At 35.7% G+C, this 17,360-nt stretch carries 16 protein-coding genes; 4 read left to right on the top strand and 12 right to left on the bottom strand.

Annotated features, from left to right (window positions below; all coding sequences use genetic code 11):
• Positions 1-231: 231 nt before the first annotated feature.
• Complete coding sequence (locus R2Q85_RS12010; RefSeq protein ID WP_316812028.1) at positions 232-891, top strand: hypothetical protein; 660 nt, start codon at positions 232-234, stop codon at positions 889-891.
• On the opposite strand, the gene R2Q85_RS12005 is transcribed toward R2Q85_RS12010, so the two are convergent.
• The 10 genes from R2Q85_RS12005 to R2Q85_RS11960 all read right to left on the bottom strand — a co-directional run bounded on the left by R2Q85_RS12005 (position 855) and on the right by R2Q85_RS11960 (position 12,473).
• Entirely contained in the window at positions 855-1,952 is a 1,098-nt protein-coding gene (locus R2Q85_RS12005; RefSeq protein ID WP_316812027.1) for a DegT/DnrJ/EryC1/StrS family aminotransferase, read from the bottom strand. The two genes, R2Q85_RS12010 and R2Q85_RS12005, sit on opposite strands and share 37 nt — an antisense overlap.
• Positions 1,953-1,982: 30 nt before the next feature.
• Complete coding sequence (locus tag R2Q85_RS12000) at positions 1,983-2,954, bottom strand: glycosyltransferase family 2 protein (RefSeq protein ID WP_316812026.1); 972 nt, start codon at positions 2,952-2,954, stop codon at positions 1,983-1,985.
• 203 nt (positions 2,955-3,157) lie between these two features.
• Complete coding sequence (locus tag R2Q85_RS11995; protein ID WP_316812025.1) at positions 3,158-4,147, bottom strand: UbiA family prenyltransferase; 990 nt, start codon at positions 4,145-4,147, stop codon at positions 3,158-3,160.
• Between the two features lie 28 nt (positions 4,148-4,175).
• Complete coding sequence (locus R2Q85_RS11990; protein ID WP_316812024.1) at positions 4,176-5,360, bottom strand: glycosyltransferase; 1,185 nt, start codon at positions 5,358-5,360, stop codon at positions 4,176-4,178.
• Positions 5,361-5,414: 54 nt separating this feature from the next.
• Positions 5,415-6,332 (bottom strand): class I SAM-dependent methyltransferase, encoded by a 918-nt coding sequence (locus tag R2Q85_RS11985; RefSeq protein WP_316812023.1) that lies wholly within the window; start codon positions 6,330-6,332, stop codon positions 5,415-5,417.
• 65 nt (positions 6,333-6,397) lie between these two features.
• Entirely contained in the window at positions 6,398-8,203 is a 1,806-nt protein-coding gene (locus R2Q85_RS11980; RefSeq protein ID WP_316812022.1) for an ABC transporter ATP-binding protein, read from the bottom strand.
• Positions 8,204-8,899: 696 nt separating this feature from the next.
• On the bottom strand, positions 8,900-10,183 hold the full coding sequence (locus tag R2Q85_RS11975) for a glycosyltransferase family 1 protein (protein ID WP_316812021.1): 1,284 nt from the start codon (positions 10,181-10,183) through the stop codon (positions 8,900-8,902).
• The gene (locus tag R2Q85_RS11970; protein ID WP_316812020.1) at positions 10,176-11,294 is read right to left on the bottom strand and encodes a DegT/DnrJ/EryC1/StrS family aminotransferase; all 1,119 of its coding nucleotides are present in this window, start codon (positions 11,292-11,294) and stop codon (positions 10,176-10,178) included. The genes R2Q85_RS11975 and R2Q85_RS11970 overlap by 8 nt, the downstream gene beginning before the upstream one ends.
• A gap of 22 nt (positions 11,295-11,316) precedes the next feature.
• Positions 11,317-12,069, bottom strand: coding sequence for a class I SAM-dependent methyltransferase (locus R2Q85_RS11965; RefSeq protein WP_316812019.1), 753 nt, complete (start codon positions 12,067-12,069; stop codon positions 11,317-11,319).
• 2 nt (positions 12,070-12,071) lie between these two features.
• Positions 12,072-12,473, bottom strand: a complete 402-nt coding sequence (locus R2Q85_RS11960) for a hypothetical protein (RefSeq protein WP_316812018.1) — start codon at positions 12,471-12,473, stop codon at positions 12,072-12,074.
• 247 nt (positions 12,474-12,720) lie between these two features.
• Here R2Q85_RS11960 and R2Q85_RS11955 point away from each other — a divergent pair, with 247 nt between their 5' ends.
• The 3 genes from R2Q85_RS11955 to R2Q85_RS11945 are packed head-to-tail and all read left to right on the top strand — an operon-like array spanning position 12,721 to position 15,746.
• On the top strand, positions 12,721-13,632 hold the full coding sequence (locus R2Q85_RS11955; RefSeq protein ID WP_316812017.1) for a glycosyltransferase family 2 protein: 912 nt from the start codon (positions 12,721-12,723) through the stop codon (positions 13,630-13,632).
• Positions 13,633-13,635: 3 nt separating this feature from the next.
• Positions 13,636-14,805, top strand: coding sequence for a glycosyltransferase family 2 protein (locus tag R2Q85_RS11950; RefSeq protein ID WP_316812016.1), 1,170 nt, complete (start codon positions 13,636-13,638; stop codon positions 14,803-14,805).
• Between the two features lie 56 nt (positions 14,806-14,861).
• Positions 14,862-15,746, top strand: a complete 885-nt coding sequence (locus R2Q85_RS11945) for a cupin-like domain-containing protein (RefSeq protein ID WP_316812015.1) — start codon at positions 14,862-14,864, stop codon at positions 15,744-15,746.
• A gap of 5 nt (positions 15,747-15,751) precedes the next feature.
• Here R2Q85_RS11945 and R2Q85_RS11940 read toward each other — a convergent pair whose 3' ends face one another.
• Positions 15,752-16,597 carry a cupin-like domain-containing protein gene (locus tag R2Q85_RS11940; protein ID WP_316812014.1) on the bottom strand — a complete coding sequence of 282 codons (846 nt, stop codon included), beginning with the start codon at positions 16,595-16,597 and terminating at the stop codon, positions 15,752-15,754.
• A 57-nt stretch (positions 16,598-16,654) separates the two neighbouring features.
• Positions 16,655-17,356: a 4'-phosphopantetheinyl transferase family protein gene (locus tag R2Q85_RS11935; protein ID WP_316812013.1), complete on the bottom strand. Its 702-nt coding sequence runs from the start codon at positions 17,354-17,356 to the stop codon at positions 16,655-16,657.
• Positions 17,357-17,360 lie beyond the last annotated feature (4 nt).

The raw sequence follows: 17,360 nt of genomic DNA, 5'->3' as shown, positions 1-17,360 counted from the left end.
CCAGTTTTTCCTTAAGTTCATCAGGATAATCAAATCTTGCAATTGCTTCTTCTTTCATTGACAGTAAATGGTTTATCCAAAAACTGTAAAGCTATAGGCGGATAAGACCAACTGTAAAGCTATAGGCGGATAAGACCAACTGTAAAGCTATAGGCGGATAAGACCTTACAAGATATAGAAATTATAAATGTAAACCCTGTTGCCACTCATCATGCCAGAATATTTGGTTTTATGGGTAAAGGGATTGTAGAAAGGATGAAGGGGACAGGTCATTATGGAAATATGTATAGGATAGTTCCTTTCAACAGAACTGATGATGGTACGATTGAAACTTCTATGATTAGAAATATCATAGGTTATGAATCAAGGAAATACTCTTGTGCAGAGATCAATCAATATGAAAGTGGTCAAAGAGTATGGCCTGGGATATCGGTATCAAGTGATGTAAAAATTCTTGGAATAACAGCAGTTAATATGGGAACCATGGATGGTGTAGATCCAGGTAATGAATATACGTCTACCTGCGTTGACATATTTGGTGGCGAAATAGATGGGGACGGAATTACAATTAGAGATTGCGTAGCAGTTAACCCTTATATGGATGGAGGAGGGGCGCCTTATCCCATAAATGGCCCAGTAGAAACTCAAACTAACAATATAGCTTATGCAGATAACACAACAACAAAGCTAAATCTCAGCACTTTTATTCCTGCTTCAGATAGCGCGTTAAAAGGAGCGGGTATAGCAGACATTGATTTACCAACTGATTATTATAGTACGGTAAGAATTAATCCACCAACAATAGGAGCAGTTGAAGCGTATAAGGCGTTTTTAGGGAGATTAAGTCCTCAGGGCTATAAAGTAAAATTATTTAAGGTTTCAACAACATAATAAATGTCTTCAACAGTATGGGCAAAAGAACAAGGTAAACTCAATGTCGTATTGTGAATTTCTGTAGAAACCGGATAATTTAGATGGTTCATAAACTTTAGTGCTTTCTGTTTATGCGGAGCAATAGGATAATGAATTTCTGTTCCGATGCGATTTTCCATCAAATATGCCTTTATCCTGTCACGTTGAGGATGCCGGATGTTAAATATATGGTAAACATTGTCGAAGTCCTTATTCAGCACAGGTTTTATGAAATCTTCTCTTAGTTCTGTAAGATAAATAGCCGCTAATTTTTTCTTATGGAGATTGATCTCATTAAGATAAGGTAGCTTTATCCTTAAAAATGCTGCCTGTATTTCATCTAATCGGGAATTGTACCCAACAACTTCATTGTGATATTTTTTTTCAGAGCCATAATTTCTAAGCTGTCTTAACTTTTGATAGTGTGCTTCCGACTTGCAAATTAGTGCTCCTGCATCACCCAAAGCCCCCAGGTTTTTGGTAGGATAGAAGCTAAAGGCACCGAAATCGCCAAATGTTCCTGCCATTTTTCCTTTATAGGACGCGCCATGTGCCTGTGCGCAATCTTCTATTATTTTAAGCTTTTTATCCAACGCAATTGATATGATTGGATCCATATCACAGCATTGTCCATATAAATGAACTACCATTATGGCTTTTGTATTGTTGGAAATGGCTTTAAGTATATTTTCCGGATCTATATTGTATGTCTCCATATCCGGCTCAACCAAAACTGGTACCAAACCGCAATGCAAAATAGACAGGATTGTAGCAATGTAAGTATTGGAGGGAACAATGATTTCATCTCCGTCTTTAAAGTCGCAGGCCTTTAAGGAAAGGATTAACGCATCTAGTCCATTGGCTACACCAACAACGTATTGTTCATTGTGGTAGTCGCCAAATTCTTCTTCAAATTTGGTAACCTCATTTCCTAGTATATACCAGCCGGTGTCCAGAAAATCGGTAAATTTTTGTTTAAACGCAGCTTCAAATGGCCTATTGAGCATTTTTAAATTTTCATATGGTACTGTAAGGCTCATAGAGTTAGTTATCATCAATAGCGGGCGCTTTTACGTCAACAACTTTTTCAGCTTCTTATTTTTGTTCTGCAAACCAGCGATAAAAACTTTCGGGATTTCTTTTAAGGTGAAAGGGATATTCACTGAGAATGATCTGATGAGTAAAATGAATGAATATTTGAAGTTAAGCTCGCGGATTAAATTGTGTTTAGCGAACTCAACCAGGCCTGCCATATACCTTTCTTCCAAGGTCTTTCTTTCTACCGAAGTAAGTAGCTTATCAAATTTAATAATCTTCGCTTTAGCATCTGCAATATAGAGGAACTCGACCACCTCACTCCATTTTCTGCCATCATAAACATTGATCTCATCAATCCTTTTGTGCCATAATTTAGTAAGCGTAAAAGCAGCCCGGCATTCTTTGGTCAATATCATCTCCAGGTATAAACACCAATCGTCGCCAATATTCATTTCCTCATCCCATCCGGATACAATGGAAGATTTTCTCATCACTAATGATGAGGAAGGAGAAGGGCAGGATTTGATGTAAAGATCTCTAACTTCTTTATAATCTAAGTTAACCCATTGGTTTTTTTCTTTATGTAAATAGGATGCTAAAAATGGATCATTATTCAAAAAATCCCAGGTTTCACCACTTTTTGAATCCTGATCCCAATTGGCAAACACAAAATCGAGTTGATCAGCTTCCAGTTTTTCCACGCAATCTTTCAGAAAGTCGGTATACCAGATGTCATCAGAATCCAGTGAAGCAATAATTGAACCTTTAGCGTGTTTTAACCCCAGATTTCTTGCTGAAGCCTGTCCGCCATTTTCTTTATAGTAATATTCTACCTGAGGATATTTTTTAACCAATTCTGCTGTTTGATCAACGGAGCCATCATCAACAACAATGATCTGGGTATTTTTGTAAGATTGACTTAAAGCACTGTCAATTGCATTAGGTAGTTTTTTTTCTCTATTAAATGTTGGAATTATTATTGTAACTAAGTTATTAAATATCATTTAATAATATATTTAGTAAATATAAAGGCAATCAAATTAAAAATCGTTTAAGCAGGTAACCAAATTACAGAAGATATAATCTTTTAAATTCCTTAAATATCATACTAATTAACCAATTTTAAAACTCTAATAGTAATATTTTTATTATTTAACAATGTTTAGGGTAGCTTGTAATCATCAAAAAACAAATATAATTTCTTGGATTACAGTTTTGTTAGTAAAAAATCCCTAAACTGTCTGAGCGCATTGCTGGTGTTCTTCGGAAATAGAGCGACATGCACGATCAGAACCAGTACAACATATGGGTCTTTCGCTGCCGCAGTAATTAACAGTGCAATTGGTAAAAATACCTGATAAAAATCGCCCATTAAAATAAAAAAATGCTTGTCTGGCGAAATAATAATCACAGGGATATCCTTTAAAGAATATATCTTAATTAAAGATAGCGCACCGTAAAGCAATAAAAACACGAAAGGTAAAATTAATTGTATTCGGAGGAGCATTACGGATATGGCAGTCAATTCGAGCAGAAATAGGAAAACTTCTTTTGATTTAAATTGCTGCGGTGAAACATTCACTGCATAACTATTAACACCAGCGGTGATATCATTATCCCGATCATAAAACTGATGCCATAAGATACCCCTCAACCCGTAACAAAATGCCCAAATTGCTGTGCTGCAAAAAAAAAACCAGTCTATAGCAGCTCCTGCATAAAAACTTACACTACTGATCATCAACAGACTGGTAAAAATATGAGAGCCGGAGGCATCTGCAAATACACCCCATATGCCCTTGTCTTTTAATCTAACGGGTTCAAATGAATACAAACTAAAGCACATCCAAGGCATAAGATATAAAAGAAGGGATAGTCTGTCAGGATAAAAATAATACATAAATATAGCACCGATCAGTAAGCAGGTAACAGGCAACAACCATCTCCATAAAGTGCTTACATTTGCCATTCTGTTCTTTTTTCCGCTAGCCAGATCTATTTCAATATCGGTGAGATCATTGATAATACTCACATATATAGCCCCAATGGTAACAGACAATAATAAAAATAAGATGTGCGGGACCAAATCAATAAATGAAGTACCGGATTTTAGGGCTGCAGCATATCCAATGGCAAGTAAGGGGGGTAGCTTGTATTCCCACCATTCCACAGATCTTATTGTTTTTAAGACATTCATTTATACATCCCTTAAAATAAAGTTACTATTAAGCGGGATTTCTATCTTGTAATTCATGTAGTATGTTGTTAAGTTCATCGGCAAAATCCCTTTCTGGTGAATCAGGGATATTATCTGCTACATAGGCAGAAGCATTTTCACCAATTTTTTTCCATTCATCACGTAAGTTCCAGGCCCTTTCCATCGCTGCTTCAAAATCCTTTTCTGTAGCATCAGCTATAAACCCATTCAGACCATCAATGATCACATCTTCATTTCCACCAGCATTACTTACAATTACTGGTCTACCAACAGACATGGCTTCAATCATTGCCAGTGGCAAACCTTCACTTCTTGAAGGTAGTACTAATGCATGATAACTTAGCCAAGAACTTTCAATGTTGCTTTCATGACCTTTAAAATGAACATTTTTCAATCCCAACAGCTCAGCCATTTCTTTCAAACCATGCTCGTCTACGCCTGTTCCTATAAATGAAACACTTAAATTTCTTTGCTTCCATTTATCTTTTGCCATGATTCTTAAAAGAATATCCTGTCCTTTATCAATGATAAATAAGCGCGCGACACAGGCTAGATGGTATCCATTTGCTGCTGAGGGAAAGGGGAGTGGGTTAACCGAAGTTTTTACGGGATTGAATATGACCTTACTATTTTTAAGATGCATGCCGAATTGTTCTTCTGTCAACTTTTTATTGTGGTTAGATACGAAGAAACACATTTCTGCATTTAATAATGTCTCTTTCATAAACGTCCTGGCATCCGGATTAGGCCAGTAAAAATCTACTGCCTTCTGTGCAATGATGACATAAGGAATTTTGCAGATCAGACATTGATAGGCATAAATTAGCCCATCGAAATTTATACCCTGAGAGATTACAACCAAGTCTGGTTTTGTTTGTTTTATGCTCTTTTGAAACAGTTTCACCTCCTGAAGATCCACGTAGATATTATATAGTGCTTTATTCATGAGTTGTTTAAACTTCCTCACTGTTCTTTTTGCTTTAGATAAATCAGGGTTCAGTTCTACTAATCGCATTCCTAAATCCGCTAACCGGACAAACTCAGGATGAAGTGGATTTATGTTTTTCTTATAAACTGTAACCTTTACAGCATCTAGCATTGGAATACATTTGGCCCAAAGCTCTTCACTACCGCCCCAATCTTCTTCACATGATGTTAGAATCGATATGGTTTTATAATTTTTGTCTTCCATTTAATAAATAAAAAATAATATAGTTCCTAATACGGTTGGCTGGCTGTAAAAAGGCTAATTTTTTCTTGGAAAAAGTCTTCTTTTTAAGGCTTGATAGAAAGAACCAGATCTTACTCTATGTAGTACCTCTAAAAGTAAATGTTTATTGGAAATAGGCGCAAGGGGACTTACAAACGAGGTATTTACTTCTTCGGAAGCCTGAACATTAGGTGCTGGAATTTCATGCCAAATAACTTTGGCTGCTTCTGCGTTTTCGTTAAACGTTCGCTTACCTTTTGCCAATATGGCCTTTCTAGATACCCATCCAGGCATATACGGTGGGTATCGAATAACTTCGATAGTTTCAAAATGAGGTTCCAGTAACTTAATGAAATGTTCAATATGCGGTGACACAAGGTGTTCATGTTCTTTTCCACTTTCCTGTTCTTTCCAGGACCAGGTTACACTTGTCAATGCTATTTTTCCACCAAAAACATCCGTAAACTCTTCATATGGTATCTGCATGTTGGGCCGAACATCTTCAAGATCCACAGTCGGAAAGAATATAGCGCCACCTTGGCTTGTCCAACTTATGATGTTTTCAATTACTTTTTCGACTTCCTGAACCGAATCAACATAACAATATGCTCCCCACATGCAGGTTATTAATGACCATTTGTTATTCCATTCGCTTACTTTCTCCCTAAAATCACCTTCTTTGAAAAATAGGGCATCGGGATTTGTTTTGATAGCGTGCTCTAACATTTTTGGAGACATATCTAAACCGGCTCTGTCAATCCCCGGGAATAAACTTAAAAAATACCCGGTTCCACAACCGAGATCCAGCCATTGCGTCTTCTCATTTATAAGGTCTTTTAATATGTTTAATTCCGTTGACGAGCTGACCTGTGAGAATGGATTTAATAGATACCTTTCATTATAATCATTCGCATAATTACTGTCATAAATTTTCCAAAGATCTTCTTTCTTCATTTTATTTTTGGGATTTATTTTAATTTCATTTAATGGCTGGAATTTAAGCGACTTGGTATTAACGTTTAATCTTTTGAATGATTTTCTCCAAATAAATTAGCATAATCACCCTCCATTGCCAGTAATTGCTTATCTGTACCATGTTGAAGAATACTTCCACTTGAAAGTACATAAATATAATCTGCATGTCTGACGGCTGAATGTCTATGACTTATAATCAATGCGCCACGAGTTCCAATACTTTTTCTAAAAGAATCAAACAATTCTTTTTCTGCTATTGCATCTAAAGCACTTGTAGCTTCATCGAGTATAATAAATTTCGCATCGCTATAAAGTGCTCTGGCGATTGCCAATTTTTGCCATTGGCCTATGCTTACTTCATGTCCATCTTCAAACAATCTACCCATCATGGTATCATAGCTGCTTGGCAGTTTCTCAATGAAAAAATGGGCTCCAGAATTTTTAGAAGCTTCAATGATATTCTTCTTATCGTATATTTTGTCCAATGCACCAAATCTAATGTTGTCATTTGCCGAAACATTATATCTTGAAAAATCCTGAAATACGGCACTTATTTCTTTACGATAATCTATTAAATTGAAATTCTGAACGTCTGTTCCTCCTAGTGTCAATTTTCCTGAATCGGGATTGTATAATCTACACAAAATTTTAATCAAAGTAGATTTTCCTGCTCCATTTAATCCCACTACCGCTATTATTTTCCCTGAAGGAATTTTTAAACTAATGTTCTTTAACGCGGGCTTTATCGCGTGGGGATAAGTAAAACTAATATTTTGAAGCTCTAAATCCAGGTTTCCGTGTGAGGGTATGGGAGTTTCACTTTGTAAACCTTGTTCGGCAGGCTTAAGGTCAAACAATTCAAATATACTTTTGATGAATATATTATTATGGTATAATGCAGAAATTCCCGAGGAGACGTTTTGGATCAATGAAAATGACTGTGGGAATATGATCAAAAATAATGCAATATCACCGACACTTGTTGTGCCACGGACGGTACCTATCGCTATATATCCTATACAGGTAAAAAATCCAATTGTCGCGATAGAACCGGTGATTGTCTCATTTAATGTTCTCTTATAACTCAATTTTAGTCTTTGTTGTATGACTTCGATTCTGATTAGCTGATACAAATCTTTAAAATAATTACCCAGGTTAAAGCTTCTGATCTCTTTGGCTGAAGTATCAGATGTAATCAGGTTACTCAGGTAAGATGATTTGCGTTCTAAGGGCGTATGTTTAATTCGCCAGACATTCTGTTTATTCGCAAAATATATCCGAACAAGAAGAGTTGGTAAAACAAATGATACAAGTAAGGGCATTAAAAACCAATTTATGGTTATGAAGAGCGAACCGACCGCAATCAAGTTAAGCATGTTTTTTACAATCTCCATGATAGTGGTGATTACAATATTCGGCCGTTCTGCACCTGCATCCTTTGCACGTTTTAAAATATCATAATAGTCAGGACTTTCATAATGTAATAAATCCATTTGAACTGCAGTGTTATGTATTCTTTCATCAATATAATTAGATACCTTACTGGCTTGTACCTCTGTAACATATGCAGAGATAGCTTTTGAAATAGCATAAAGAACAGCTAACAAGCCTGCTATAACCACGCTTCTAACAATGGTTTCCTCAGAATTGGCAATGTTAACATGGGCTACCTTATCAATCAATATTTTTAAAGCATAAATTGACCCTAAAAACAAAGCTGTTTCTAAAAAAATCATTGTAATAGACATGATCATCCAGCCCTTGGCAGCATGCCAGACTAAAATCAGTGTTCGTTTTACATTTAAATTGCTTTTAAGTTTTGCTATTTTATGAGTTATCGATTCAATCATAAAAACGTAAGTGTTTGAAAACTGATGAAATGAAGATACATATTTTCGTTGGTGCAGGCTTAGATCCTCTTAATTTTTTTATGTTGAATATACATAACGGGTTAACTGAATTTGTCTAAAGCTATATATTTTTTATGCCCTCGAAGGATACAATCATCGAATTAAATGCAGCCCATTTAACATCTATGCTGTTATTTATAAAAAAGACATTGGGAAGATTTTTTAAAAACAAATGTGTATTGATATCATATTTATTATCCAAATGTATATTTAAATCGAAATTAGGATGAGCTATATTTCTAATCACGCGCTCAGTTTGTTTTGGATTAGTATATGTTAATATAAGAGGGGCAAGTCGCATATTTGTATTTTGTAAAAAAGCGCTAATAACGGGAGGTAACTATCCTATGTTTCAAAAATAGAAAATTAATGAGAGTAATCGTTAACATCCGGTGTTTTCTAGGTAAAATAATGTTATAATGAAAATTGTTGCCTTTCTATTTTTATACTGCTAAAATAAAAAGTAATAATTTTCTATTAATTTTCTTAAATCTATTTGCTCGGTTGATCTGCATGCGGATAAATGAAGTAACATTTTTAAGTTTTAGGTCCGTTTGATCTTTATCTGGATTGCTTTCGGATTAGGAGTTCCCATAATAAACCTAATACCTAACGTTATTTGCACAACTTATAGCGTTACAGAAAAGAAGGGTACGAGAAGAGCCATAATGCTAAAAGTATCTTTAAGTGTCCAAAATTTAATGGATAGGTCTTTCTAATTGGTGCTAAACTTAAAAAAGCGTTATTGATTGCATTTAGCGCATCATTTATAGTTGTATGGGCTACTTTAGTGCTTTCAAAAATATCTTTGTTGAGATAATGATTCTCCATACCTTTAAAAATGGCTTCTCTATCCAACGGATCAATGTAGATTGGACCATCGCCTAAACTTTCTTTATGACCAGCAAAATTACTGCAAATAATTCTGCATCCCAATGCTTGTGCCTCGATAGGAGGCATATTAGTAGGACCTAATAATGTGGGCATTACCATGGATATGGCGTTTTTATAGAATGCATGAAGCTCTTCGTTGCTTACAAAGCCGGGAAAAAAAATACATTCCTCAAGTTCTAGTTCTGTCACCAGTGCTTTAATATATTTAAGATTTCCCATATCTCCACCGGACAATATTAGTTTCGTTCCGGGATATTGTTTATTAAAGATATCAAATGCCATAACCAGGTTAAAATGGTTTTTATGTGGCCAGAACTGAGCAGGGTAAATAAAAAAATCTTTTCCAGATAATCCATACTTATCCAATAGTTCTTTTTCTTGCTCTTCTGTAAGTCTAATATCAATTATATTTCCGGGAAACAAAGGGACTACATGCACCCGTTCTGGATTTATATGCTGGTAACGGCAAAGCTCTTCTTTACCGGCTTCTGATTCACAGAATATGGAAAATGCCTTTGGAAGTATTTTTTTATAATAGTCACTTCTGGAGTTGTATTCATGATTGTAAATTAATTCTGGAAGGACATAAGTACTTTTATGTCCTATATCCCAATGGGTAACTACAGTTGGATAATCCAGATCCGAATAATATGGCGTTAGTGAATAAACAATATCTATTTCGTTTTCAATTAATTTAAGCTTTATTTCCTCATTATATTTTTTTTGAAAAGATGCTTGTATTTTTCCAGATAAGGGTAAATAACTGATCCCTTTTAATTTGGCAATACTATTCAGCATATTTAAAAAAAAATGTTTCCTTTCAACTGTTTTTGCAGGTTCAATGACATAATTTTTTTTTGGCGCGGATTTATCTGCCGCGCTATCCACAATAATAAAAACGAATTCAAGGTCTTTATGAAACTGATAGGCTGCAATTCCTTCAACGAGAGCATTGTAATAAGAATAGGCACCACCTTCCTGTTTCTTATAATCTTTCAATAAAACTCCGATTTTCATTCTATTCATAAGCATCTGCAATTACTTTTACTATCCTTTCCAAGTCATCATCTTCGAGACCAAGTCCTGAAGGTAGATAAAAACCATCCCTTGCCATTTTTTCAGCATTTGGGTACTGTTCATTCTTAAATAGCCCCATTTTCTGAAAAACAGGCTGTTCGTGCATGCACCAGAAAAATGGTCTTGTGGCGATTTTATTTTGATGAAGGGTATTTACAATTTCAGTTTTTGCCAAATCAGAAGGAGCCATTATCCCGAAAACCCAGTAAATGTTTTCTGCATAATCTGTTTTTACCAAAGGCAGTGCAAAACCTTTATCAGTTAAATGTTTCAACCCTTTCTGATAATATCGCCCCATTTCCCTCTTTTTTTCTAAAAAGACATTTATTTGTTCAAGCTGTGCCAGTCCGAGTGCTGCCTGCATATTCGTCATTCTATAATTCCAGCCCAACTCATGATGAATAAACCTGGGACCATCTGGCTCAAAACACAGATTTCTCAATTTTCTACACCTTTTCGCAACCGCTTCATCGTTGGTTAAAATCATACCCCCTTCTCCCGTTGTAATATGCTTGTTAGGATAAAAGCTGAAAATACTGATGTCGCCTAATGCACCACACATCTTACCATTGTAAGTTTGTCCGTGCATTTCCGCTGCATCTTCAATAATTTTTAAGCCATATTTTTTTGCCAATTTAACAACTGGATCCATGTCAACGGGCAGACCATAAATATGAACCACCAGTATTGCTTTTGTGCGGGCAGTAATTTTAGCTTCAATCAGATTAACATCCATATTCCAGGTGTTCAGATCGGAATCTACCAAAACAGGGATTGCTCCAGCAGTAACTAGAGACTGAGCAGGAGAGATAATGGTAAAAGTTGGCATGATAACTTCATCACCGTCGCCTATTTGTAAGGCCTTTATCGCAATATCTAAGGCCGCAGAACCATTGCTCACAGCAATACCATGATCTTGTCCGATGTAATCTGCAAATTTATTTTCAAATTCAGATATAAATGGTCCTTCACTACTAATCCAGCCCGTGGTGATACATTCAGAAATGTATTTTAGTTCATTCCCACTAAGTAAGGGTGTATTGACTGGTATAAATCTCATTTATAATTACTATTTATTAAAATTATTTCTTTCTAAGTACAAAACTAACTCCCCATGTATCGGGACCTGCTATTTTAGAAGTACCAAATTCCTCTGTTTTTATCAAATCAAAACCGGTACTCTTAGCCAATAATTCGATTTCAGGAATACTGAAGTGCCGCATCTTGTGTGTTTCTGAAAATTGTTGCTTGTCGCCTGAGGATTTCTCCAAAACATCAATATCATAAATTACGTCAATTACGTTTTCATTCCAATGGTTAACAGGATTGGCATGTCTGGTAACTTTGTACAAATCATTCTCTACAATTTTAATCCTTTTTTCTGGTAACTGTGTCAGTACAGCTGCGCTGTACCAGGCATCAAATATAAAAAGTCCTTTGGATTTGATATGATTGCCTATATTTATAAAAGATGAAAAAAGTTCCTCATTGCTATTTAAATAACTCACTACATGAAATAGTGCGGTTGCGACGTCGAACTTATTATCACTTTTATAAGAAATCATATTACCTTGCTGAAAAAAAAGTCCTGGACGTTCTTTTTTTTTAGCTATAACGAGCATTTCGGTACTGGGTTCGACACCGTGTATGTCAAATCCTCTTTCATTAAAAATGGTAGCATGTATGCCTGTTCCCGATCCAAACTCCAACATTGTTTTCGCATCTGGTTTATATGAGCTTATGAGTTCAATGACATAAACTGCTTCAGCAGTATAGTCTTTGTTTTCATAAATTAAATCGTAGTAGGTGCTTAGGGCATTAAAAACTTTTCCCATGGCTACGGTGTAAATCGTATTTTATCTTCATCTCCAACATAAGGCCCCTGTTTTATTTCAATCATTTCAGCATCTTCCAAGATTTCAAAACCATGACCTCCATGTGCGAGCAAGATAACATCCCCGGTATTGACAATATTGCTTTCCAGATAATTTCTATCATCGTCGTAAAAATTTACACGAACACTGCCGGATTTAATATAAAGTACTTCCTGAGTAAGATTAACCTTACGGTCAACGAGGTTATGCACGTGCGGCTCAATAGTATAACCTTTTGGTCTGTTCATATATCCAAGCTGCTGAGAAAAATCATTTGGTGTGAAAAATGATATTCCTTCTTTTTTGTAACCAGCACGGATTATAATGGCTAGTATTACATTTCCATGCTCAATTTTGTCAATCATTGCTGCTTAATAAAGGTAGTTTGTTCGGCTAATTATCGGTTCGCAATTTAATCCTTTTATCCCGTTAAAAAAAAACTGATTCGTAACTTTAATGTGGGATTTTGTTGTTTCAATAAGAAATTACCTGTATGCTGAACTATCTGCCTTATAATTGTCCAAAGGTGAATTACTAGCAAAGTAGATGTAATCGGGTGGAAATGATTAAAAATTCTGTAATTTAATCGAAAATCAATTACTTTTACATCAAATGGAGCACATTACAATAATTACTGTTAATTTTAACCAGCCCCAGGTAACAATTGATTTTCTTAAATCTGTGAAAGCAAATACTTCTGCAAAATATGTAGAGGTCATTTTGGTGGATAATGGGAGTAGGGAAGACCATGAAGAAGCGTATATGCTGGTTTACCCTGAACTGGTTTATATCAGATCTACTGTAAACCTTGGATTTGCCGGTGGCAACAATCTGGGGATTAAAGTGGCGAAGGGAGATTATCTGCTGCTATTAAATAACGATACAGAAATTACAGAAAACCTGATCGAAACAATGATTGCTGAGTTTGACAGCCATCCGGAAATCGGGATCTTGTCACCTTTGCTTTTGTACTTCGACCAGCCGGAAATTATACAATATGCTGGTTTTACGGAAATGAATTATTTAACCTGTAGGAACAAAGGGATAGGTAATATGGAAACTGATAAGGGGCAATACGACGGGGATAGCAGGGAAACAGGGTTCTGCCATGGTGCTGCCATGATGTGCCGTAAAGCAGATCTGGAAGCCGTTGGCCTGATGGCGGAGCATTTCTTTTTGTACTATGAAGAATTGGATTGGTGTGAGCACTTTAAAAAGGCAGGAAAAAAGATCTGGTTTACCGGAAAGGCTAAAGTTTATCACAAAGAATCGATCAGCGTTGGGAAAGAAAGTAACATCAAAACCTATTTCATGACCCGTAATCGGATGCTTTTTATCAGAAGAAATACGGACTTGCTCAATACACTATTATTTAGCGTCTATTACGTGGTGTTTGCCTGTACCAAGCAGATTGTTGTTTACTTTTTGAAAGGGCGGACAGATCTGGTACCCTGGGTTTTTAAAGGGATACTTTGGAATTTTACCAATTCAAAAAATAGCCATAAACTTGGCTTTAAAATATAAAATATGATTATAGCTTTCTGGATTAGCCTTTTCATCATCATTTATACTTTTGTTGGATACGGGCTGGTATTATTTGTACTTATTAAAATTAAAAGAATTTTCACTAAACCACAGGTTTTTATACTGGTACCAGATGATCTTCCTAATGTTACCTTGCTGATTGCCGCTTATAATGAGGAAGACATTATTACCGATAAGGTAAATAATACATTAGGACTGAATTATCCAAAAGACAAATTGCAGATTGTCTTTATTACGGACGGTTCCAGTGACCGGACGGCTGAACGGTTAAGGAATAGGGAGGGCATCACTTTATTGCATGAAGATACGCGCGCTGGAAAAATGGCAGCTATTAAACGGGCCATACCTTTCATCAATGGAGACATTACTGTATTTACAGATGCAAATACCTTTTTAAATAAAGATGCCATCCTTGAGTTGGTAAAACACTATCAGAACAATAAAGTAGGTGCGGTAGCTGGCGAAAAAAGAATTTTGGTGGAAGAAAAAGCCGATGCCAGTTCGGCAGGAGAAGGCTTTTACTGGAAGTATGAATCGGCGCTTAAAAAATGGGATTATGAGCTGTATTCAAATGTTGGGGCTGCCGGAGAATTATTTAGCATTAGAACAGCGTTGTATCAGCCTGTGGAATCGGATACTATTATTGATGACCACATGATTGCCATGCGAATAGCTGAAAAAGGTTATACGATTGCCTATGAACCCAATGCTTATGCGATGGAAACAGCATCGGCCAATACTAAAGAGGAATTAAAAAGAAAAATAAGAATAGCAGCCGGAGGAATTCAATCGATTTTGAGGTTAAAAAAGGCGGCAAATCCGCTTTATTATCCCGTGCTTACCTTCCAGTACATCAGCCATAGGGTTTTAAGATGGACAATTACGCCTTTTTTACTCATTTTAGCTTTTATATTAAATGGTTTGATTGCCCTCAACGATGGTACTTTACTTTATCAAATGCTATTTGCTGCACAAATACTATTTTACCTGCTCAGTTTGCTGGGGCTTTTCTTTGAAAGTAAAAATATACGCATCAAACCTTTTTTTATTCCTTACTATTTTTGCGTCATGAATTATGCGGTGATCGCTGGTATCATCAGGTATTTTAAGAAGAGCCAGAGCGCCGCCTGGGAAAAATCCAGAAGAAAGTAAATCTATTTTCTTAATTTAGAATTAAAAGCTATATTGTAATAAATTCATAATCCTCAATGATTATTCAAGAAGAAGAAAATAAATCTGAAGCAGTTTCGGATGAGTTAACGATAGATAGGAGAACGAACCTTTCTTATGATGAATTTCAAAATGAATATCTTTTCCCAAGAAAACCCGTCATTATTACCGATGCAACATCGAAATGGAAAGCTTCTGAATGGACCCCTCAATGGTTTAAAGAAAGGTATGCAGAAAAGATGGTGAAAACTGATCAGGGATTAATGCGCATGGGTGATTTTATTGATGAAATTACCAGGGACTCAGATCAACCAGGACCATTTCTACGGGAACAACCCATAAAAGATATTTTTCCTGACTTGATGGATCATGTATCGCCTATGCCAGCTTATGTCAGACCAAACTGGCTGGGAGCAAACTATTATGTAGGCTCAATTAGTAAAAGATTGAATCGGGAATCTCATCTGGAAGTTAATTTTTGTGGCCGTAGAATATTTCCTTATCTACATGTTGATGACTTAGGAGTACATGCCTTTATCACACAACATTATGGTGACAAAAATTTGATTGTGTATCCACCCGATCAGGAACCCTTTTTATATCGAAACGAAAATACCAGGTTCTCAAAAATATATGATGTTGATAAACCTGATTTAGATAATTATCCACTTTTTAAAAATGCAAAAGCCATACGGGTTGTATTGAAGGCCGGTGAAACTGCCTTTATGCCGAGTGGCTGGTGGCATACCACAAAGGTGCCAGGAACTTCACTTTCAACTGTAATAAGTGTTTCAAATTCTTCCAACTGGAAAGATTTAATTCAATTCTATAAGAAAAATAGTTCAAATACTAAAAAAGCGTTATTAATTGGTGCATATTTAAGAGGTATGGGTTTTCTTCAGTCAATTACAAGTAATAAGTAAAGTTATTACTCATTTAAACGACACTTAAGTCCTGAAAGCAACGCATAAGCACAAGCTGCTAATGCTTTTGTTTTGCCATTTTGCTTTTTAAAATGCCATACGTCTTTCATAAACGGCGAGAAGTTTTTACTGTTCAATTGGTCAAAGGCAACAGAAATTGTAGGTGTTAGGGAGTAAGCCGAATGCCACACCCCAAATGGAATATATAATGTCTCTCCAGGGCCCACAGTAAAACTAATCGGTGTTGCATGTTTAAATTTAGGATGTTTTTCATAATCGGGTTCAAAAATATTAACCTCAGAACGCCACTGATTTTTCTCTGTTACGTAAAGAAATTCTTCTTGTCCCCGTGGAAATACGGTGAATCTTTTTTCCCCATATAACTGGTTAATCCATGCGCTTAGGTGATAATAATCTTTGTGAACATAGGGAAACTTACCTCCGGGCCCTCCAATGAACAATTCTGTTACCCCGCCCCAGTAGCCACGTTTAAAAAGTTTATCTTCCAGCCAGTTGGGTTTTGCATAATTCAGGTTCAGTGGTGCTATTAAATCCAGCATTTCAGGAATTTCGTGTGTAATGTTAAAAGTAAGTGGATAAGGCGCTGGCTTTTCAGTAGTACTTTGCTCCACCAAATCCAATACCTCTGTCATGGTATAGAATTCTTCGGTTTCCTGGTTTTTTACTTCACTTAACTTATTTGGATAGTGCTCTCTAAACCAATCTGGCGTAAGTAAATTATTTGCCTTCCAAACCTTCGTCGCATCAGTGAAAATCACAGGAATCCCTGGATTATGATGCTCTTCCATAAACTCCTGATAACTAATGTTAGATTTTCTTTGTACTTCCATGTGATACGTTTAAAAAGATATATAAATATCTATCTAATAATCAGCATTCCAAATAAATTATTCATAATTCCAGTAATATATCTGATCATTGTTATTTTCTGCAGTTAAACTCATTATATAGCTTCCATCTATCCATAAACTTTTAACACTAAAGTTAACAGCATTCCTAGTTACCACAGGTTGCAAGATATCAATCTGGTTAAGCTCATCGTTTAAACCTTCACCTGTTGCTTTTAGAACGGCTTCTTTCCTGGTCCATAATAAATAGAAGTTGATCAAGCTATTTAATCCGGAATCGATAAGTAATTGCTCTTGCTTATTAAAAACGGTCAGAATCAGGTTTTTATAATTGAAATCTTTATTTACAAATTCAACATCGATTCCAACCGGTTTCTTGTGAATTGCGATTAGAACGATATTTTTGCTATATGTGGTGTTAAATTCGATTCCGGTAGTTATAAAAGGCTTTTTATAGTGAGACAGTTCAAATTGAATGGAACCTGGAGGTATCGAAATAAATTTTGACAATAGTTTACGCAACATATATTTGCTTACTATAAATCTTTTCTTATCCTCAATATGTAAAAAGCGATCGGCCTTCATCAGTTCGTTTTCCGATAACACCTTAGTATATATCGATGCTATCTGATCATGGACCATGTCTACTGACAGTTTAAAAATATTAACATGGTTAATATTAAATTCCTGATCTTCACGATAGTTGTTCCACTTAATATCCACATCTAATAAGACATCCATTTCT

Source organism: Pedobacter heparinus, assembly GCF_032678725.1.
In the GTDB taxonomy this organism is placed as follows: domain Bacteria; phylum Bacteroidota; class Bacteroidia; order Sphingobacteriales; family Sphingobacteriaceae; genus Pedobacter; species Pedobacter heparinus_A.
The sequence above is the reverse complement of the archived record's forward strand: the minus strand, read 5'-3'. Positions and strand labels throughout refer to the sequence as shown.